Genomic DNA, 20532 nt, shown 5'->3' with positions numbered 1-20532 from the left:
ATTACGGTTCCGAAGCCACTGTGTTTTATGAGAATTGTCCGTTTTATTCGTGGGAATTCATGGGGGCTCAGAGCTGGAGGATCAACGTCTTGAGCGGCGGCTGTTGATCCTGCGAGGGAAAATCGCTGCCAGGTGTCAGCACGCTCCACTCGCGAACCGGGCGGCCGGCTTTTTCCGCACAGCGCAATACCTGCTCGCGCCAGTCGTCCATGGACACCTTCGCCAGGTTGTTGCAGCAGATCAGCACGCCATTTTCGGCGGTGGTGAGCAGTGCCGGCTTAAGCAGGCTTTGGTAATCGCGCAGCAGGTCGACTGTGCCGAAAGCGCTCTTGGCCCAGGCCGGCGGGTCGAGCAGCACCACGTCATATTGGCGTTGCTCCAGGCGCACGTAAGCGGGCAGTTTCTGTCCGCGGCGTTGACTGATCGGCAGGCCGGCGAGTTGGCGAATCGCCGGGAAATAATCCGACTGGACGAATTCCATCGTCGGCAGGTCGGGATTGAGCAGGCCGTTCTCGCGGCCCACCGCCAGGTTGCCCTCGGCGAAGTCCAGGTTGCACACCTCGCGCGCTCCGCCCGCCGCGGCGCTCAGGCCGACGCCGCAGGTATAGGCGAACAGGTTCAGCACGCTTTTGTTCCGGCTGTGGTCCTTGACCCAGCCCCGGGCGTTGCGCAGATCGAGAAACAGCAACGGATCCTGCCCGGCGTGACGTCCGCGAACCCGGTAGTTCAACCCCCACTCATGGCCAACCAGGTCTTGCAAGGCAGCCTCGTCAGGCTGATAGATGCTGTCCTGGCGGTCGATGCGCGAGTTGCCCCGGGCGCGGTCGTTGTAGACCAGCAGGGTATCCAGGCCCAAGTGTTGATTGACGATGCCGTGCAGTTGCAACAGGGCCTCGCGCTCCAGTGACTGATGAAAACTCTGCACCAGCAGCTGCGGGCCGTAGCGGTCGACCGTCAGGCCGGGAGCGCCTTCCTGGCTGCCGTGGAACAGGCGATAGCAATCGGTGCCCTGCTGATGCAGTTGGCCAAGCAGGTCCTGACGCTGGTCGAGGGCGGCGCGCAGCGCCAGATTCAAGGAAGACATGCCGGGCGCGCCTTAAGGAAATGAGGCGCGGGAGTTTAGCAGTTATAGGCTAGAGACCCACTGTTCAGACTGGCACCGATCATCTGTGGCGAGGGGATTTATCCCCGCTGGACTGCGCAGCAGTCCCCATAGAGAGAGCGAGGTCTGACCGACACTCCGAATGGTCAGGTTTCAGGGCTGCTGTGCAGCCCAACGGGGATAAATCCCCTCGCCACAAGAAATGGGTGCTTCAGGATATTGGGCGTCTGTCTCAGCGGTTCAGGCGTGTGTCGATCAAACCCTCCACCACGCTCGGATCAGCCAGGGTCGAGGTGTCGCCCAGGCTGTCGAGCTCGTTGCAGGCGATCTTGCGCAGGATCCGCCGCATGATCTTCCCCGAGCGGGTCTTCGGCAGGGCCGGCGCCCACTGGATCAGTTCCGGCTTGGCAAAACTGCCGATTTCCTTGCTGACATGGGCCAGCAGCTCCTTCTTCAACTCGTCGTTGGCTTCGACCCCGTTCATCGGCGTGACAAAGGCGTATATGCCCTGGCCCTTCAAGTCATGGGGATAACCCACGACTGCTGCCTCGGCAATGTTGTCGTGCAACACCAGCGCACTCTCTATCTCCGCGGTGCCGATACGGTGGCCCGATACATTGATCACATCGTCGATACGCCCGGTGATCCAATAGTCGCCATCTTCGTCGCGACGGGCGCCGTCGCCGGTGAAGTAGTACCCGGGGTAAGGCTTGAAGTAGGTGTCGACCATTCGTTGGTGGTCGCCGTAGACGCTGCGAATCTGCCCCGGCCAACTGGATTTTATCGCCAGTACGCCGCTGCCCGCGCCGCTGATCTCCTTGCCGACTTCATCCAGCAGCACCGGCTGCACGCCGAACATCGGCCGGGTGGCGCAGCCCGGCTTGAGCCGTGGCGCGCTCACCAGCGGGCTGAGCATGATGCCGCCGGTTTCGGTCTGCCACCAGGTATCGACAATCGGGCAGCGTTGTTCGCCTACGACGTTGAAATACCATTCCCACGCTTCCGGGTTGATCGGCTCACCGACACTTCCGAGCAAGCGCAGGCTCTTGCGCGAAGTGTCCTGCAACGGACCGGCGCCCTCGCGCATCAGCGCGCGCAGGGCGGTCGGGGCGGTGTAGAAGATGTTGACCTGATGTTTGTCGATTACCTGCCAGAACCGCGAACTGCTCGGATGGCTTGGCACGCCCTCGAAGATCAGCGTGGTGGCGCCGTTCGCCAGTGGCCCGTAGACGATATAGCTATGGCCGGTGACCCAGCCGACATCGGCGGTGCACCAGAACACTTCGTTGTCGCGGTAATCCAGCACGTACTTGAAGGTCATCGCCGCCTGCAACAGATAGCCGCCGGTGGTGTGCAGCACGCCCTTGGGTTTGCCGGTGCTGCCGGAGGTGTAGAGGATGAACAGCGGGTCCTCGGCGTCCATCGGTTCGGGGGGGCAGTCGTCGCTCATGTCGTGCATGGCCTGGTGGTACCAGACGTCGCGCCCTTCGACCCACTCCACCTCGCCCTGGGTGCGCTCCACCACCAGCACGGTGCTGACGTCCGGGCAGCTTTCCAGCGCCTTGTCGACGTTGCGCTTGAGCGGTATGAACCGTCCGCCGCGCACGCCTTCGTCGGCGGTGATGACGGTGCGGCAATCGGCATCGAGAATCCGGTCGCGCAGCGAGTCCGGCGAGAACCCGCCGAACACCACCGAATGCACCGCGCCGATGCGGGTGCAGGCGAGCATGGCGTAGGCCGCTTCCGGGATCATCGGCATGTAGATGCAGACCCGATCGCCTTTTTTCACGCCACGGCTTTTCAGCACGTTGGCCAGGCGGCACACATGATGGTGAAGTTTCTTGTAGGTGATCTGTGCCGATTCGGCGGGATTGTCGCCTTCCCAGATGATCGCGATCTGGTCGCCGCGCGTGTCCAGGTGACGGTCGATGCAGTTGGCGCTGACGTTCAGCTTGCCACCGGCGAACCAGCTCGCTTCGCCGCTCTTCAAGTCGTAGCGCTGGACGGTCTGCCAGGGCGTCATCCAGTCAAGAAAACGCGTGGCCTGCTCGGCCCAGAAGGCGCTGGGGTGTTCAATGGATTCTTTATAGAGCCGCTTGTACTCTTCCTGACTCAATTGCGCAGCCCGGCGGACGGCATCGGCGTGGGGGTACTGGCTGATATCGAACATGACGGTTCCTTATTCTTGTTTTGCGACAAGACATAAAGATGCGCCGAGTAAAAATCGAGTTCAAGTCGTACATGGAGCCAATGTGGGAGCGAGCTTGCTCGCGATAACGATTTAACATCCAACAAAGGAGTTGTCTGTTAGACCGCTATCGCGAGCAAGCTCGCTCCCACAGGGATCAGCGGTGAGCTGTAGGAGCGGGGGACGATCAGCCGCGATGACGTCCGCGGAAGTAGCTGATCAGGCCTTGGGTCGAAGCATCTTCGGCCGGGCTTTCTTCGCTGCCCACCAGGCGGTTGTAGACGCCTTTGCCCAGTTCCTTGCCAAGTTCCACGCCCCATTGGTCGAAGGCATTGATGCCCCAGACCACGCTTTGCACGAATACCTTGTGCTCATACAGCGCAACCAGTGCACCGAGGCGGCGCGGGCTGATGCGTTCGACCACCAGGGTGTTGCTCGGGCGGTTGCCCGGGATCACCTTGTGGGGGGCGAGCTTCTGCACTTCTTCTTCACTGGCGCCTTTATCGCGCAACTCGGCCTCGGCCTCGCTGCGAGTCTTGCCGAGCATCAGCGCCTGGCTCTGGGACAGGCAGTTGGCGTACAGCCACTGATGATGGTCGGCAACCGGGTTGAAGCTGACGATCGGCACGATGAAATCGGCCGGGATCAGTTGGGTGCCCTGATGCAGCAATTGATGGTAGGCGTGCTGACCGTTGGCGCCGACGCCACCCCAGATCACTGGCCCCGTATCGGTGGACACCGGCGTGCCATCCTGGCGGACGCTCTTGCCGTTGGATTCCATGTCCAGTTGCTGGAGATGCTTGGTGATGTTGCGCAGATAGTGGTCGTACGGCAGGATCGCGTGGCTTTGCGCGCCCCAGAAATTGCCGTACCACACGCCAAGCAGCGCCAGCAGCACCGGCATGTTCTGGTCGAACGGCGCGCTCTGGAAATGCTGGTCCATGGAGTAGGCGCCGGACAGCAGCTCCTTGAAGTTCGACATGCCGATGGCCAGGGCGATTGGCAGACCGATGGCCGACCACAGCGAGTAACGGCCGCCGACCCAGTCCCACATCGGGAAGATGTTTTCTTCACGGATGCCGAAGGCCACCGCGGCGGCGTTGTTGCTCGATACCGCGATGAAGTGGCGATAGAGCTCCGCTTCCGAGCCACCCTGGGCCAGGTACCAGGCACGAGCGGCCTCGGCATTCTTCAAGGTTTCGAGGGTATTGAAGGATTTCGACGAGACAATGAACAACGTGGTCTCGGCGCGCAGCTTCTGGGCCAGCTCGTGGAACTCACTGCCGTCGATGTTCGCCAGGTAGTGACAGCGCACGCCTTTATGCGTGTAGGACAACAGCGCTTCGGACACCAGCTGCGGGCCGAGGAAGGAGCCACCGATGCCGATGTTCACCACGTCGGTGATCGGTTTTTCGGTGTAGCCGCGCCACAGACCATCGTGAATGCGACCGACCAGATCGGTAATCTGGTTCAGCACTTTGTGCACATCGGGCATCACGTTGACGCCATTGACCAGCAATTTGTCGCCGACCGGGCGACGCAGCGCGGTGTGCAGGGCCGGGCGGTTCTCCGAGGCGTTGACGATTTCGCCTTCAAACAGCGCCTCGATCGCGCCCTTGAGGTCGACTTCGTTGGCCAGGTTTACCAACAGGTCGCGGGTCTGGGCGTTGATCAGGTTCTTCGAATAGTCGAGAAACAGGCCGCAGCTCGACAGGGTGAATTGATTGAAACGCTGCGGATCGGCATTGAACGCTTCGCGCATGCTGAAATCCTGCATGGCTTTGCGGTGGTCATTCAGCGCTTGCCAGGCGGGCAGAGCGGTCACGTCATGAGGAGTTCGGTAATACGCCATCGCTGCGGGTTTCCTTTTACTTTGAACGGCCTTTTTAACACTGAAAAATTCCGGCGCGGCCCGAGAAGGGCGTCCGGACAACTGCGTCGACACGATCGCCGGACACAGGGCGACTACAGTAAACCTCGCGTTGCGATCTGTCTTGACTTTGTCTGACAGTTTCCCGGTACTTTTTTATACAACAACGGGTGATCGGGTCCGACAGGCGGAACGCAGATTCCACCTGTGGGAGCGAGCCTGCTCGCGAAAGCGCTCTGGCCGATACATTGAGAGTGACTGACACACCGCCTTCGCGAGCAGGCTCGCTCCCACAGAAGAGGGGCGTGGGAGCCGTTGGATTCGGTCAGGCCACCTGGACCGGAATGGCGTTGCTGGTGTGGCTCAGTTCGTTGCCCGGCGCCATGTAGAGCATGCGCGGCTTGAAGTTGAGCAGTTCGGCTTCGCTGTAATGGGCATAGGCGCAGATGATGACGCGGTCTCCGACCTTGGCCTTGTGCGCCGCAGCGCCGTTGACCGAGATCATCCGCGAGCCTTCTTCGCCACGGATGGCGTAGGTGGTGAAGCGCTCGCCGTTGTCGACGTTGTAGATCTGGATCTGTTCGTATTCGCGGATGCCCGACAGGTCCAGCCACTCACCGTCAATGGCGCAGGAGCCTTCGTAGTCGAGCACGGCGTGAGTGACTTCGGCGCGGTGCAGCTTGGCCTTGAGCATGATGGCGTGCATGAGTGTTTCCTCTGGTCGGGTCCAAACGGCGGGCAGTTTGCCCGAAGGCTTGGGGGGCGGCAATACGCGTGGGATCTGCAAATACAGTCTGTCAGGCACCCCATACTCCTGTGGGAGCGAGCCTGCTCGCGAAGGCGATGTATCAGTCGACGCTTGCGCCAACTGACCTGCCGTTTTCGCGAGCAAGCCCGCTCCCACAGGAGCGCTGAGGTGTTCAGGCGGGCGTGTCGAGTTCCAGATGCAGGTTGTCGATCAGGCGCGTGGTGCCCAGGAAGGCGGCAACCAGAATCACCAGGTCGCGATCCTCGCTCACAGCTGGGCGCAAGGTCCTGGCGTCACGGATTTCCAGGTAATCGGGACGCAGGCCGGCGGATTCGAGCTGTTTGAGCTGTTCGCCAATCAGCGCCGGGAAGTCCCGTCGCCCCTGCCTGATCGCTTCGGCGATCTGGCTCAGGGCACGGTAGACCACGGGCGCCACGGCGCGTTGCTCGGGGCTGAGAAAACCGTTGCGCGAAGACAGCGCCAGGCCGTCATCGGCGCGCACGGTCGGCTCGCCGATGATCTGGATCGGCATGTTCAGGTCATGCACCAGCGCGCGGATCACCGCCAGTTGTTGGAAATCCTTCTGGCCGAACACCGCCAGATCCGGCTGGACCATGTTGAAGAGCTTGCTGACCACCGTCGCCACGCCTTCGAAATGCCCCGGACGGCTGGCGCCACACAGGCCTTCGGACAACTGCGGGACGCTGACGCGGGTCTGCCCGGCCATGCCATCGGGATACATCTCCTCCACGCTGGGCGCGAACAGCAGATGGCAGCCGGCCTGGAGCAGTTTCTCCTGGTCGGCCGCGAGGGTGCGCGGATATTTGTCGAGGTCTTCGCCAGCGCCGAATTGCAGCGGATTGACGAAAATACTCGCCACGACAAAATCGGCCCGCTGCGCCGCCTTGGTCACCAGCGCCATGTGCCCGCTGTGCAGGTTGCCCATGGTCGGGACAAAGGCGACGCGTTTGCCTTCGCCCCGGGCGCGGGCCACGGCGGCGCGGAGTTCGCGTACGGTCTTGACGGTGTTCATGCGGAAAATCCGTGCTCGGCGCCAGGGAAGGTCGTCGCCTTCACTTCAGTGACATAGGCGGACAAGGCTGCCTGGATAGTGGTTTGCCCGGCCATGAAATTCTTCACGAACTTGGGTACGCGGCCGGTAATCGACAGCCCAAGCATGTCGTGGAGCACCAGTACCTGGCCGTCGGTGGCGTTACCGGCGCCGATGCCGATCACCGGGATTTTTACCGCTTGAGTGATTTCCTGCGCCAGCTCGCTGGGTACGCATTCGAGCAGCAACATGGCGGCACCGGCCTGTTCCAGCGCAATCGCATCGGCACGCATCTGCCGCGCCTGGTTTTCGTTGCGGCCCTGGACCTTGTAGCCACCGAGGATATTCACCGCCTGGGGCGTCAGGCCCAGGTGTGCGCACACCGGGATACCGCGCTCGGCCAGCAGGCGGATCGAGTCGGCCAGCCACAACGCGCCTTCGACCTTGACCATGTGGGCACCGGCCTGCATGAGCATGGCGCTGTTGGTCATGGTTTGTTCGAGGGTGGCGTAGGCCATGAACGGCAGGTCGGCGAGGATCAGCGCGTCGGTGTTACCGCGTTTGACGGCGGCTACATGGTAGGCCATTTCGGCGGTGGTCACCGGCAGCGTGCTGTCGTGCCCTTGCAGCACCATGCCGAGGGAATCGCCCACCAGCAGCACTTCGACACCGGCCTCGTTGCAGGCATGGGCGAAGGTTGCGTCATAGCAGGTCAGCATGGTGATTTTTTCACCTTTCTGCTTGAGACCTTGCAGCGTGGTCAGGGTAATAGCTGGCATGAAAAAGTCCTCTTTAGGCGCTCGAATACAGGCGCACCTTCTATGCGTGGTGCTTGTAAGGCCTGGATTACGCCCATTAGCGCCGCGTTGGCGGCGACGGGACGCCTATAGTCGTGAGGAGCAACCGGGAAGTCAATTGGATGTGTTACCGGTGGGTGTTACCGAGGTTACTGATGCGTTTCAGCGTGGAGGCGTGTTTAAAAACTGACTGCCTGGTCGCGGGTTTTTTGTGGGAGCGAGCCTGCTCGCGAAGGCGGTTTACCAGTCCGGCAAATGAGGCTGACGCAAAGCTTTCGCGAGCAGGCTCGCTCCCACAGGGGATTTGTGTCAGCTCGGGAGCAAGCGTTCCAGGCCGACGAAGGGGCACGCCGCGAGGAGGTCCTTGAGCAAGCGCCCATCGGCCAGGCGCAGGTCGGCGGGCGCGAGCTCGGCCAGCGGATACAGGACAAAGGCTCGGGCGTGCATATGGTAATGAGGGACTTTGAGGCGCGGCTCGTCGATCAGGTGATCACCGAACAACAGAATATCCAGGTCCAGGGTGCGCGGGCCCCAGCGCTCGAGGCGCTCGCGACCCTGGCCGGTTTCGATGGCCTGTAGTGCATCGAGCAAGTCCAGCGGCGCGAGATTGCTGTCCAGCGCCGCAACGGCATTGGTATAGCGCGGCTGGCCGGGGAGCAGGGAGTCGCTTTGATAGAACGCTGAAACGCCCGCCAATCGCGTCTCGGGCAGTCGCGCCAGCGCCTCGACGGCGCTGCGCAATTGTTCGGCGGGCTCGGCCAGGTTGCTGCCCATGCCGATGTAGATGCGTTCCATCGATCACTCGCCCGAGGCGCTTGGCGCACCGGCACGTTTGCGCTTGGCGCCACTGCTGCGGCGACGTTTGCGCGGGCCGCTGGCGCCGTCATCCTTGCCGCTCAGTTCGCGAATCATGTCGCGGCGCTCGCTGTCGTTGGCGTCCTGGTAATCGGTCCACCATTCGCCCAGGCCATCGGTCTGTTCGCCGGCGCTTTCGCGCAGCAGCAGGAAGTCGTAACCGGCGCGGAAACGCGGGTTGTCCAGCAGCAGATCGGCGCGTTTGCCGCTGCGCCGCGGCAGGCGTTCTTGCATATCCCAGATCTCGCGGATCGGCATCGTGAAGCGTTTTGGAATGGCGATGCGCTGGCATTGCTCTGCGATCAGCTCATGGGCGGCTTCCTGCATCGCCGGAATCGGCGGCATGCCGCGTTCCTGCAAACGCAGGACCCGGGCGGGCAGGGCGGGCCAGAGCAAGGCGGCGAACAGGAACGCCGGGGTCACCGGTTTGTTCTGCTTGATGCGCAGGTCAGTGTTGATCAACGCTTCGCTGATCAAGGTGTGGGTGTAGGTCGGGTTGTATTCCAGCGCCTCGGCACTGGCGGGGAACAGCGGGTCGAACAGCTGAAGGTCGACGAGCATTTCGAAGGTGTCTGCGGCGTGACCCGACAGGAACAACTTGAGCACTTCTTCGAACAGCCGCGCCGACGGGATTTCCCTCAGCATCGGCGCCAGTTCGCGAATCGGCAGGGCGCTGTGCTTTTCAATGCCAAAATCCAGCTTGGCGGCGAAACGCACGGCCCGCAGCATCCGCACCGGGTCTTCCTGGTAACGCTGCCTGGGATCGCCAATCAGGCGGATAAGTCGGTTGCGGATGTCGTGAACGCCGTTGGCGTAATCGAGGATGCGTTCGCTGACCGGGTCGTAATACAGCGCGTTGATGGTGAAGTCGCGGCGCTGCGCGTCTTCTTCCAATGTGCCGTAGACGTTATCGCGCAGGATGCGCCCGCTCTCGTTGCGCGAAGACTGGTTGCTGTCTTCTTCTTCGTCGTTTTGCGGGTGGTTGGCGCGGAACGTCGCGACCTCGATGATTTCGCGGCCGAAGTGGATGTGCACCAGCTTGAAGCGCCGCCCGATGATCCGCGCATTGCGGAACTCGGCTCGTATCTGCTCAGGCGTGGCACTGGTGGCGACGTCGAAATCCTTGGGCGTGATATTGAGCAGCATGTCGCGCACGCAACCACCGACCAGGTAAGCCTGGTAGCCGGCGTTCTGCAGGCGTTCGACGATGTTCACCGCGTAACGGCTGAATTGGGCCTTTTGCAACGAATGCTGGCCGCTGTTGAGCACTTCAGGCGTGCTGCGGATGTGTTGCGTACGACGCAAGGGAGAACGGAATGACTGGAACAGCTTCTTCAGCATGGGATGCACTGTTTGAAGGAATATTCGGCCAAAAACGAGGAATGACCGCATGATGGGCGGGGATTCTAGCATTTAGTCGAGGGATGGTGTAGGACACAGGAGTTTTGAGCTGCAAGCTTTAGGCGACGAGCTTGTAGGCTGCGGGGAAGGCGGAATGACAGAAACCACAAGGGGAGCCGAAGCTCCCCCAGAATTAGTTGCGTGCTCTGTTTTTATTATTGGTTTCGGGCTTTTTGTTTTTGTTGAGTGCCCGCGCCACGAGGTTTCCTTTCGTGACCCTCCCAATCGGGAGCCAAGAGCAAACGGATTGCTTTGGTCGCTGTGTTGCAGTGATCAATCGATCCAACCAGTTCAGGCACCTGTCTTGAGACAGTTTTATTGTTCTCGGCCTGGTTGTGGGGCAAGCCCCAAATACAACGCCTCTCCAAAAGAATCAGTTAGCTGCGCCTCTCGCCGTCTTGTTTTTATTGTGCGTGAGTCGATTCGTCTTATTTTTATTGTCTTGTGCATTGCTTGTTATTGTTCTTGTACCAAAGCTATAGCAGGGTGCGTGCCAACTTTTGGCAGGCCCAGCGAAACCGGGGGTTCTATGGTTATAGCGGTTTTTTCGAGGCGAAAAAAAGCCGGGGTTTCGTTACCGTAAACCCCGGCATCTGTTACGTGAAAAAGCTGAGGTAACAGTTTTTTCACATCCTGCAGTGTTACCTGCGTGTTTCAGCTCTCGCTGGCAACGCCCGTCTTGCGTCGTGGGATACCCAGGCGCTGGCGGCGCTCCCACAGGCACTTGCGGCTCACGCCCAGCTTGCGCGCCAGTTCCGTCTCGGTCATGTGGTCCTGGTGCTCCAGGACGAAGTGCTGGAAGTAGTCCTCCAGCGACAGGTCTTCGGTGGGCTCGTGGCTGGTGTTGTTGGCGCCGCCGCCCTGTTGAGGGGCCAGGCCGATGAATTCTTCATCGTCCAGGTCACTCAATTCGATGTCGATCCCCAGCAGGTCGGCGGAAATTTCCGGGCTCTCGCACAGGATCACCGCGCGCTCCACGGCGTTTTCCAGCTCACGGACGTTACCCGGCCAGGCGTAATGACGAATGGCTTGTTCGGCGTCGGGGGCAAACTTCAGGTCGGTGCGGTTGACCCGCGCGCTCTGGCGGGCGAGGAAGGCATTGGCAATCTCGTTGACGTCCGCGCCGCGCTCGCGCAGTGGCGGCAGCTTCAGGGCAATCACGTGCAGCCGGTAATACAGGTCTTCACGGAACTGACCGATTTTCGCCAGGCTCTTGAGGTCGCGGTGCGTCGCGGCGATCAGGCGCACATCGACCTTTTGCGACTGGACCGAACCGACTCGACGAATCTCGCCTTCCTGGAGAACGCGCAACAGCCGCGCCTGGGCTTCCAGGGGCAGTTCGCCGATTTCGTCAAGAAACAGCGTGCCTCCGTCCGCCGCCTCGACCAGGCCGGCACGCCCTGCGCTGGCACCGGTGAAGGCGCCTTTCTCATGGCCGAACAGCTCGGACTCGATCAGGCTTTCCGGGATGGCCGCACAGTTCACCGAAATCATTGGCGCCTTGGCTCGGCGCGACAGGTTATGCAGCGCCCTGGCCACCAGCTCCTTGCCGGTGCCGGACTCGCCCTGGATCAGGACGTTGGAATCGGTCGGCGCCACTTTGCGGATCTTGCTGTAGAGGTCCTGCATGGGTGGGCAGGAGCCGATGATGCCGATTTCGCCGTTGCTGTTGCTGGCGCCCGCCTTGCCTGGAGCCGCGGCCTTGCCGTTCGTCGGTTCCGAAGGCTGGCTGCTCGCCGTTTGTCGGTCACGCAGGATTCGAGCGACGGCCTGAAGCATTTCGTCGTGGTCGAACGGCTTGGCAATGTAGTCGACCGCACCCATTTTCATGGAGTCGACCGCCGAGCGCAGGCTGGCATAACTGGTCATGATCAGCACAGGCGTGCCCTGGCCGAGTTTGATCAACTCGGTCCCCGGGGCACCAGGCAAGCGCAGGTCACTGACGATCAGGTCAAACGTTGGAATGCTGAAACGCTCTTGTGCTTCCTGCACGGAACCGGCTTCGCTGACCTGGTACTGGTTGCGTTCCAGCAGGCGGCGCAAGGCGGAGCGGATAATTGTTTCGTCTTCGACGATCAAAATGTGCGGCATTGATTCGATTCTCTCGACGGTCTCAGTTCACAGCGGACGTCGCTTCGACATGACGCGGCAAGGTCACCCGGATACGGGTGCCGCGTTGGCTCTGAACATCGGCCGGGCTGTCGATGGTGATTTGTCCATAATGCTCTTCAACGATGGAATAGACCAGTGCGAGGCCCAGACCGGTGCCTTCGCCAGGGTCCTTGGTGGTAAAGAAAGGTTCGAACAATCGATCCATGATGTTCTGTGGAATACCGCTGCCTTCGTCTTCGACGATCAGGTCGACCGTGTGTTCAAAGGCTTCGCTCTTGACCCGTACCGCGCTGCCGGCCGGGGAGGCGTCGCGCGCGTTGGAAAGCAGGTTGATCAGCACCTGGGCGAGCCGCTGAGGATCGCCATCGACCCAATGATCGGGGTCGCACAGGTTGAAGAACTGCACTTCGAAATTGCGCCGGTTGAGTGCCAGCAGGCCAATGGCGTCCTGGGCGACTTCGGCCAGGCACACCGGCTCGTCGTTGTGCTGGTGGCCGCCGGCGTGGGCGAAACTCATCAGGGACTGGACAATGCGCGACACGCGCTTGGTCTGTTCGAGAATCTGCCCGCTGATTTCCGTCAGTTCACCGTCGTCCTCGCGTTCTTCGCGCAGGTTCTGCGCCAGGCAGGCAATGCCGGTGATCGGGTTGCCAATTTCGTGGGCCACGCCGGCGGCCAGTCGACCGATGCTGGCCAGGCGCTCGGAATGGACCAGCTTGTCTTCGAGCATCTGGGTGTCGGTCAGGTCTTCCACCAGCAGCACCAGGCCGCTGTTGCCCGGCGCCAACGGCTCGTCGATCGCCGCCTTGTGCAGGTTCAGCCACCGGGTCTGGCCGTCGAGAGCCAAGTGCTGTTTGTGCAGGTGTTCGTCCGGCAGGTCGATGAAGCCTTGCAGCAAACCTTTCCACGGCTCGCCCAGGGTACTCAGGCGCGAGCCGACCACGCGCTGGGCGGCTATGCCGGTCAGCTCTTCCATGGCCTTGTTCCACATGAGGATTTCCTGGTCCTTGGCCAGCGAACAGACGCCCATCGGCAGTTCCTGCAGGGTCTGGCGGTGGTAGCGGCGCAAGGCATCCAGCTCGGCGGCGAGGCCAGTGAGGCGCGAATGGTAGTCCTCGAGGCGGCTTTCAATGAAGTGGATGTCTTCGGTCACGTAGTTTTCGCCGCCCGCCTTATAAGGCAGGAAGGTTTCGACCATGTCCTGGGCCACGCTGGGGCCCATCAGGCCGGACAGGTTGGCTTCGATCCGGTCGCGCAAGCGACGCAACGCGTACGGGCGACGCTCATCGAACGGCAGGTAAAGATCGCGCAGGGCCTGTTCGACTTCCTTTTGTGCGGCCTTGGCTCCCAGCGGCTTGGCCAGTTGCGTGGCGAATTCCTGGGGCGAGGCGGCGTGCAGTTCACGGCGTTGCGGGCGACGCACGTTATCCACAGCGCAGGCTTCGGCGGCGCTGGCTTCTTCACTGCTGGCGTTGGTGAACAGCGAGATCAGGGTGAACATCAGCACGTTCGCCGCCAGCGAGGCGATGGCTGCCATGTGCCAGCTGGTGTCGTCGAGCACGTAGATCATGTTCAGCAGCGGGATGTAGAACCCCTGCAGGTTGCCCAGTAGCGGCAACAGCATGGCGACCAGCCAGACCAGGATCCCCGCCATCAGGCCGGCGATAAAGCCGCGGCGGTTGGCGGTTGGCCAATACAGGACCGACAGCACGCCGGGCAGGAACTGCAGGGTGGCGACGAACGCGACGATGCCCAGGTTGGCCAGGTCCTGCCCGTCGCCCAGCATCAGGTAGAAACCATAACCGGCCATGATGATCGCAACGATCAGCGCGCGGCGGGTCCATTTCAACCAGCGGTAGATGTTTCCTTCCGCCGGCGGCTGGTAGAGCGGCAGCACCAGATGATTGAGGGCCATGCCCGACAACGCCAAAGTGGTGACGATGATCAGGCCGCTGGCCGCCGACAGCCCGCCGATATAGGCCAGCAATGCCAGGGCCTTGCTGTTGGCGGCAATGCCGATGCCGAGGGTGAAGTATTCCGGATTGGTGCTGGCGCCGAGTTTCAGGCCTGCCCACAGAATCAGTGGCACCGCCAGGCTCATCAACAGCAGGAACAGTGGCAGGCCCCAGCTCGCGCTGACCAGTGAGCGCGGGTTGAGGTTTTCGGTGAAGGTCATGTGGTACATGTGCGGCATCACGATTGCCGAGGCGAAGAACACCAGCAACAGCGTGCGCCACGGGCCTTCCTGCAAAGGCGTATGCAGGGCGGCGAGGGCGGTCTGGTTCTGCAACAGCCAAAGCTCGAGCTGTTGCGGGCCATCGAACACGCCGTACAGCGCGTAGAGGCCGACGCCACCGATGGCGATCAGCTTGATCACCGATTCAAAGGCAATGGCGAAAACCAGGCCTTCGTGTTTTTCCCGGGTGGCGATGTGCCGGGAGCCGAAAAAAATCGTGAACAGAATGATCAGCGCGCAGAAGCTCAGCGCTACTCGATGTTGCACCGGTTCGCGGGTCAGGATGCTGATGGAATCGGCCACGGCCTGGATTTGCAGAGCGAGCAGCGGTAACACGCCGACCAGCATGAAGATCGTGGTCAGCGCGCCGGCCCAGGTGCTGCGAAAGCGGAAGGCGAACAGGTCGGCCAGCGATGACAGTTGGTAGGTACGGGTGATCTTCAGGATTGGATAGAGCAACACCGGCGCCAGCAGGAAGGCCCCGGACACCCCGAGGTAGCTGGACAGGAAACCATAGCCATACTGATAGGCCAGCCCGACCGTGCCATAAAACGCCCATGCGCTGGCGTAGACCCCCAGCGACAAGGTGTAGGTCAGCGGGTGGCGGATGATCGCCCGGGGGATCATGCCTCGTTCGCTGATCCAGGCCACGCCGAACAGCACCGCCAGGTAGGCGGCGCTGATCAGGATCATCTGGGTCAGGCTAAAGCTCATCGGCATCTTTTTGGCTCTGCAGGATGAAGGTCACGACGATCAGGATCAGCCAGAGCAGATACGGCCGATACCAGGCACCCGTGGCATCGATCCACCAATCCATGATGGCCGGGGAGAACAGGTAGATCCCGACTACCAAAAGCAGGACCAAGCGATAGATGTACATCCCGGCCTCTCTTTGTTTATGCGCGTGCCCGAAAACGTGCGGCGATGGTAACGGATAGGCGGCAGGCTGCAAGGGCCGTCATGGTATTTGCGCTTCGGGCAGGGTGAGGACGCGCGGGATCTTGCTCGCATCCCAGTGCCGAATGCCCCAGGCCAGCAGTTCGCGGGGGCTGGCATCGCAGAGTTCCGGGCCCGGTTGCTGGCCCAGTGCGCGCAATGCCCGCAACAGCAGCGGCGTAGCCTGGTCCGCTGTCAGCGGCGGTGAACGATAGGATTTGCCGAGCTTGTGCCCGTCGGGCTGGGTGATCAGCGGCACATGCAGGTAACGCGGTTGTGGCAGCCCGAGGAGTTCCTGCAGGTAGAGCTGGCGTGGCGTGGAGTCCAGCAGATCAGCGCCGCGAACGATATGGGTGACGCCTTGCCAGGCGTCGTCCAGCACCACCGCCAGCTGATAGGCGTAGAGCCCGTCACGACGACGGATCACGAAATCACCGGCCTCACGGCCCAAGTGTTGGCGGAATTCGCCCTGGACCCGGTCGGTGAAATGATATTCAAGCTCGGGGACACGCAGGCGGATGGCGGCGTCCTCGGTGTCGTGGCCGGCGTTGCGGCATAGCCCTGGGTAAATACCCTGATACGGTTCCAGTTGCTTGCGCGAACAGGTGCAGGCGTAGGCCAGGCCTTGGCTGAACAAGCGATCAATGACCAGTTGATAGGCTTCATGGCGGTCGCTCTGGCGGACCATTTCGCCATCCCATTCAAAACCATAGGTTTGCAGCGCATTCAGGATCGCCGCTTGCGCGCCGGGCTCTTCCCGCGGTGGGTCGAGGTCTTCCATGCGCAACAACCAGCGCCCGCCCGCGGCCCGGGCGTCGAGGTACGATGCCAGGGCGGCGACCAGCGAGCCGAAGTGCAGGTGGCCGCTGGGGGTGGGGGCGAAGCGTCCGATGTAGGCAGTCATAAGGCGAATATCATTGGGGTCAGGGCGGTAGGCAATCTCGACAACAAAACATATCCCCTGTGGGAGCGAGCCTGCTCGCGAAAACTGTGTATCTGTCACGTCAGGGCTGGCTGACCCACCGCTTTCGCGAGCAGGCTCGCTCCCACAGAGGGATAATCAGCCTGGAGAAATATTGGAAATAAAAAACGGAGCGTATGAACGCTCCGTTTCGGTTACAGCCCCGGCGATTACTTGCCGACCTGTTTTTCCTTGATTTCCGCCAGGGTCTTGCAGTCGACGCACATGTCTGCGGTTGGACGTGCTTCCAGTCGCTTGACGCCGATCTCGACGCCGCAGGACTCGCACCAGCCGTATTCTTCGTCTTCGATCAGTTGCAGCGTCTTGTCGATTTTCTTGATCAGCTTGCGTTCCCGGTCACGGGCGCGCAGTTCGAGGGCGAACTCTTCTTCCTGGCTGGCACGGTCGGCCGGGTCGGGGAAGTTGGCAGCGTCGTCCTTCATATGGTCCACGGTGCGGTCGACTTCCAGCATCAAGTCCTGTTTCCACTTGTTCAGGATCTTGGTGAAGTGTGCGCGCATCGGGGCGCCCATGTACTCTTCGCCCGCTTGTGGGATGTACGGCTCAAACCCGCTGAGCGACTGATTTTGATTCTGCTTTGCTTGGGTGGGCATGAATGGACCGCCTCTACTCTTGTAATCCACTACGCAGGATTGCTCCATCACCGACACCTGCCGGCCCTGCGGCTGCAAGCGGGCGAACTTACCAGATCAAATCGGGCCGCGCTACTCCCGGTTGTCGAGCCTGCGGCGGCCGGGGCCTGTAAAACGTGGCCGGGTTCGCTTCGGTGGGGATGCAATCCTGCTCAATGCTTGATTCTAGTCAAGCCTGGGCCAATCGCCGGAACCATTTCCAGCGATCTACGGTAGGACCATCGGGTATTCGCGCTCGTTCCCGCACCGCTGCCCGAGTTGGGTAGAATCGGTTCTTTTTTCGTGAAGGATGGCCCCAATGGCCCAGCCCTACAGCGCACGCAGCCGTGCCATCGAACCGTTCCATGTCATGGCGCTGCTGGCACGCGCCAACGAATTGCAGGCTGCCGGGCACGACGTCATCCATCTGGAGATCGGCGAGCCGGACTTCACCACCGCCGAGCCGATCATCCAGGCCGGCCAGGCCGCCCTGGCGGCCGGCAAGACCCGTTACACCGCAGCCCGCGGCATTCCCGAGTTGCGCGAGGCCATCGCCGGCTTTTATGCGCAGCGCCACGGCGTTGACATCGATCCGCGGCGCATCCTGGTCACGCCGGGTGGGTCTGGTGCCTTGTTGCTGACCAGTGCCCTGCTCGTCGACCCGGGCAAGCATTGGTTGCTGGCCGATCCTGGCTACCCCTGCAACCGCCATTTCCTGCGTCTGATCGAAGGTGCGGCGCAATTGGTGCCAGTAGGGCCGGACGTGCGTTACCAACTGACCCCGGACCTGGTGGATCGCCATTGGGACCACGACAGCGTGGGGGCATTGGTGGCATCGCCGGCCAACCCGACCGGGACGATTCTCTCTCGGGACGAGTTGGCCGGGTTGTCCAGGGCAATCAAGGGCCACAATGGCCACTTGGTCGTCGATGAGATCTATCACGGCCTGACCTACGGCACCGACGCCGCCAGTGTGCTGGAAGTCGACGACGATGCTTTTGTCCTAAACAGTTTTTCCAAGTATTTCGGCATGACCGGTTGGCGGCTCGGTTGGCTGGTGGCTCCTTCGGCGGCGGTCAGCGAGCTGGAGAAACTTGCGCAGAATCTTTACATCAGTGCGCCGAGCATGGCCCAGTACGCGGCCCTGGCCTGTTTCGAACCCGCGACCATCGAGATTTTCGAGCAGCGTCGTGCCGAGTTCGCGCGGCGTCGCGACTTCCTGCTGCCGGCGTTGCGTGAGTTGGGATTCGGCATCGCGGTGGAGCCCGAAGGTGCGTTCTATCTTTACGCCGATATCAACGCGTTTGGCGGCGATGCCTTTGCGTTCTGCCAGCATTTCCTGGAAACCGAACACGTGGCGTTCACGCCGGGGCTGGATTTCGGTCGGCACCAGGCCGGTCATCATGTGCGTTTTGCCTACACCCAAAGCCTGCCTCGGCTACAGGAAGCGGTGACGCGAATCGAACGTGGGCTGCGGAGCTGGCGAGGCTGATGCGTTTTTCTCCTGCACTGGAAGAAGGTCGGCTGATTCGACGTTACAAGCGTTTTCTCGCCGATATCGAGACCGTTGACGGCGAACTGCTCACTATCCACTGCCCGAACACCGGCTCGATGCTCAATTGCATGGCCGAGGGCGCGCGTGTCTGGTTCAGCCGCTCCAGCGACCCCAAGCGCAAGCTGCCAGGGACCTGGGAAATAGGCGAAACCCCTCAGGGCCGGTTGGCCTGCATCAACACCGCGCGAGCCAACCCCCTGGTTGAAGAGGCGCTGCGCGCGGGTGTCATCAAGGAGCTGAACGGTTTTGTCGGGCTGAAGCGAGAAGTCGCCTACGGCGTGGAGAACAGCCGTATCGATTTTCGACTCGACTATGCCGACCAGACCTCGGCCTGGGTCGAGGTCAAAAATGTCACGCTGGGTTTCGATGCAACAAATGTGGCGGCATTTCCCGATGCGGTGACGCTGCGTGGCGCCAAACATCTGCGGGAACTGGCTTGTCTGGCCCGCGACGGCGTACGGGCGGTGCAGCTGTATTGCGTAAACCTGAGTGGCATCGACGCGGTGCGCCCGGCGCAGGAAATCGACCCGGTGTACGCGGCGGCGTTGCGTGAGGCGGTGGCCGCCGGGGTGGAAGTGTTGGCCTACGGGGTCACCTTGACGCCGGAGCAGATATGGGTGGATCGCCCGCTTCCGGTATTGCTTGAACCGCTACAGGTCGACCCAGATGCCCTGATCATCCTCCCGGCTGTCTAGCGCGGCCAGGAACTGCCCGGCGCAAGGGCCGGCGACGCATTCACCGCTTTCAATCAGGAATAGCGCGCCATGGGTCGCGCACTGGATCAGGCTGGCGCTGGGGTCGAGGAACTGGTCGGGTTGCCACTCCAGCGGCACACCGCGATGCGGGCAGCGGTTGAGGTAGACGTAGGCCTGGCCCGCGCGCCGCACGGCCAGGACCTTGCGCCCCTTGATGTCGAAGCCGCGACTGTTGTTGTCCGGTAACTCAGCGGCGCTGCAAAGAAATTTCATTTCTGTCCTCGATGAACCCTGTGGGAGCGGGCTTGCTCGCGAAAGCGTCGGTCCATCCTGCATTTATGTTGCCTGGCACAACGCCTTCGCGAGCAAGCCCGCTCCCACAAGGTTCTCGCGTTTTTCTGGACGATCCAAGCTTGACGGTCAAATGAAAACAATTATCAAATGGCGCCTCCTTCACAGGTGACCGAGGATACGTCGCCAGGCTCGGCCCTGTGAAAAATTTCTCTGAGGAAGCTGTCCGATGCGCTTGAATTTCCGCGTTGCTGCGCTCTGTGTCGTCCTTTTGGCCAGCCAGGGAGCGCTGGCGGCCGATCTGCCGCAACGCTGGGTGAGCGCTGGGGGTGCCTTGTCGGAATGGGTCAGTGCGCTCGGCGGTGAGTCGAAGCTGGTGGGCGTGGACACCACCAGCCAGCATCCCGAGTCGTTGCGAGCGCTGCCCAGCATCGGTTATCAGCGACAGCTGTCGGCGGAGGGCGTGCTGAGCTTGCGGCCGCAAATTCTGGTGGGTACCGAAGAAATGGGACCGCCGCCGGTGCTCGCGCAAATTCGTGCGGCCGGGGTGCCGGTCGAGTTGTTCTCGGCGGCACCGAGCCTGGAGGCGCTTCAGACCAATCTGCGTCACCTGGGGCAGCTCTTGGGGGCCGAGACCAAGGCTGCGGAGTTGTTCGATGACTATCAACAACGGCTTTCCCAGCACGCGGTCCGCGTAAACGCAGCCCGGCTCAAGCAGAAGGCGCCTGGCGTATTGCTGCTGGTGGGCAATGCTGGCGGCAAATCGCTGATCGCCGGTAAAGGCACCGCCGCCGACTGGTTGCTGGAGCAAGCCGGTGGTCACAACCTGGCGACCCACAGCGGCTACAAACCGTTTTCCGTGGAAACCCTTGCCAGCTTGAATCCTGAAGTGCTGGTCTTTGCCGATCGAGCCTTGACCGGCGAAGAAGCGCGCGCCGCGCTGTTCAAGGAAAATCCGATCTTGTCCTCGACCCGGGCCGCCAAGAGTGGGCGTGTCATGGAACTGGACCCGACGCTGCTGGTGGGCGGATTGGGTCCGCGCCTGCCGCAAAACCTGGTGAAGCTCACCGACGGTTTTTATCCGGTCAAGACCCCATGACTG

The 20532-nt window shown here is 61.7% G+C and carries 17 protein-coding genes; 3 read left to right on the top strand and 14 right to left on the bottom strand.

The features are described 5' to 3' along the window. Positions 1-67: 67 nt before the first annotated feature. The 13 genes from J3P86_RS22490 to dksA all read right to left on the bottom strand — a co-directional run bounded on the left by J3P86_RS22490 (position 68) and on the right by dksA (position 16871). Entirely contained in the window at positions 68-1084 is a 1017-nt protein-coding gene (locus tag J3P86_RS22490) for a class I SAM-dependent rRNA methyltransferase (protein WP_434698897.1), read from the bottom strand. 250 nt (positions 1085-1334) lie between these two features. After that, entirely contained in the window at positions 1335-3272 is a 1938-nt protein-coding gene (gene acs, locus J3P86_RS22485; RefSeq protein WP_434698895.1) for an acetate--CoA ligase, read from the bottom strand. Between the two features lie 205 nt (positions 3273-3477). Then, entirely contained in the window at positions 3478-5142 is a 1665-nt protein-coding gene (gene pgi / locus J3P86_RS22480) for a glucose-6-phosphate isomerase (RefSeq protein WP_305498770.1), read from the bottom strand. Positions 5143-5485: 343 nt separating this feature from the next. After that, entirely contained in the window at positions 5486-5866 is a 381-nt protein-coding gene (gene panD / locus J3P86_RS22475) for an aspartate 1-decarboxylase (RefSeq protein ID WP_003228271.1), read from the bottom strand. A 214-nt stretch (positions 5867-6080) separates the two neighbouring features. Next, entirely contained in the window at positions 6081-6941 is an 861-nt protein-coding gene (gene panC / locus J3P86_RS22470; protein WP_434698894.1) for a pantoate--beta-alanine ligase, read from the bottom strand. Then, positions 6938-7738, bottom strand: a complete 801-nt coding sequence (gene panB / locus J3P86_RS22465) for a 3-methyl-2-oxobutanoate hydroxymethyltransferase (protein WP_434628235.1) — start codon at positions 7736-7738, stop codon at positions 6938-6940. Before panB ends, panC begins: the two co-directional genes overlap by 4 nt. A gap of 327 nt (positions 7739-8065) precedes the next feature. Beyond that, entirely contained in the window at positions 8066-8551 is a 486-nt protein-coding gene (gene folK / locus J3P86_RS22460; protein WP_434628238.1) for a 2-amino-4-hydroxy-6-hydroxymethyldihydropteridine diphosphokinase, read from the bottom strand. 3 nt (positions 8552-8554) lie between these two features. After that, positions 8555-9952, bottom strand: a complete 1398-nt coding sequence (locus J3P86_RS22455; protein WP_434601856.1) for a polynucleotide adenylyltransferase PcnB — start codon at positions 9950-9952, stop codon at positions 8555-8557. 714 nt (positions 9953-10666) lie between these two features. Beyond that, entirely contained in the window at positions 10667-12103 is a 1437-nt protein-coding gene (locus tag J3P86_RS22450; protein WP_434628241.1) for a sigma-54-dependent transcriptional regulator, read from the bottom strand. A 22-nt stretch (positions 12104-12125) separates the two neighbouring features. Further along, positions 12126-15080 carry a sensor histidine kinase gene (locus J3P86_RS22445; RefSeq protein ID WP_434628244.1) on the bottom strand — a complete coding sequence of 985 codons (2955 nt, stop codon included), beginning with the start codon at positions 15078-15080 and terminating at the stop codon, positions 12126-12128. Next, entirely contained in the window at positions 15064-15240 is a 177-nt protein-coding gene (locus tag J3P86_RS22440) for a hypothetical protein (protein ID WP_003176118.1), read from the bottom strand. Before J3P86_RS22440 ends, J3P86_RS22445 begins: the two co-directional genes overlap by 17 nt. A gap of 78 nt (positions 15241-15318) precedes the next feature. Then, positions 15319-16200, bottom strand: a complete 882-nt coding sequence (gene gluQRS, locus J3P86_RS22435) for a tRNA glutamyl-Q(34) synthetase GluQRS (RefSeq protein ID WP_434698892.1) — start codon at positions 16198-16200, stop codon at positions 15319-15321. A gap of 227 nt (positions 16201-16427) precedes the next feature. Then, positions 16428-16871 carry an RNA polymerase-binding protein DksA gene (gene dksA / locus J3P86_RS22430; protein WP_434628250.1) on the bottom strand — a complete coding sequence of 148 codons (444 nt, stop codon included), beginning with the start codon at positions 16869-16871 and terminating at the stop codon, positions 16428-16430. A 337-nt stretch (positions 16872-17208) separates the two neighbouring features. On the opposite strand from dksA, the gene J3P86_RS22425 reads away from it, so the two are divergent. Together J3P86_RS22425 and sfsA are read left to right on the top strand one after the other, a co-directional pair. Next, on the top strand, positions 17209-18381 hold the full coding sequence (locus tag J3P86_RS22425) for a pyridoxal phosphate-dependent aminotransferase (protein ID WP_434628253.1): 1173 nt from the start codon (positions 17209-17211) through the stop codon (positions 18379-18381). Next, positions 18381-19139, top strand: a complete 759-nt coding sequence (gene sfsA, locus J3P86_RS22420; protein ID WP_434698891.1) for a DNA/RNA nuclease SfsA — start codon at positions 18381-18383, stop codon at positions 19137-19139. The genes J3P86_RS22425 and sfsA overlap by 1 nt, the downstream gene beginning before the upstream one ends. Here sfsA and J3P86_RS22415 read toward each other — a convergent pair. Beyond that, the gene (locus J3P86_RS22415; protein ID WP_434628259.1) at positions 19095-19412 is read right to left on the bottom strand and encodes a Rieske (2Fe-2S) protein; all 318 of its coding nucleotides are present in this window, start codon (positions 19410-19412) and stop codon (positions 19095-19097) included. The genes sfsA and J3P86_RS22415 overlap by 45 nt on opposite strands. Before the next feature lie 247 nt (positions 19413-19659). Here J3P86_RS22415 and J3P86_RS22410 point away from each other — a divergent pair, with 247 nt between their 5' ends. Next, a complete protein-coding gene (locus J3P86_RS22410; protein WP_434628261.1) occupies positions 19660-20529 on the top strand; it encodes a heme/hemin ABC transporter substrate-binding protein in 870 nt (289 codons plus the stop codon). The last annotated feature ends 3 nt before the right edge of the window (positions 20530-20532 follow it).

The sequence above is a fragment of the Pseudomonas sp. D1-1 genome (genome assembly GCF_051132225.1).
Taxonomy (GTDB): Bacteria; Pseudomonadota; Gammaproteobacteria; order Pseudomonadales; family Pseudomonadaceae; genus Aquipseudomonas.
The sequence above is the reverse complement of the archived record's forward strand: the minus strand, read 5'-3'. Positions and strand labels throughout refer to the sequence as shown.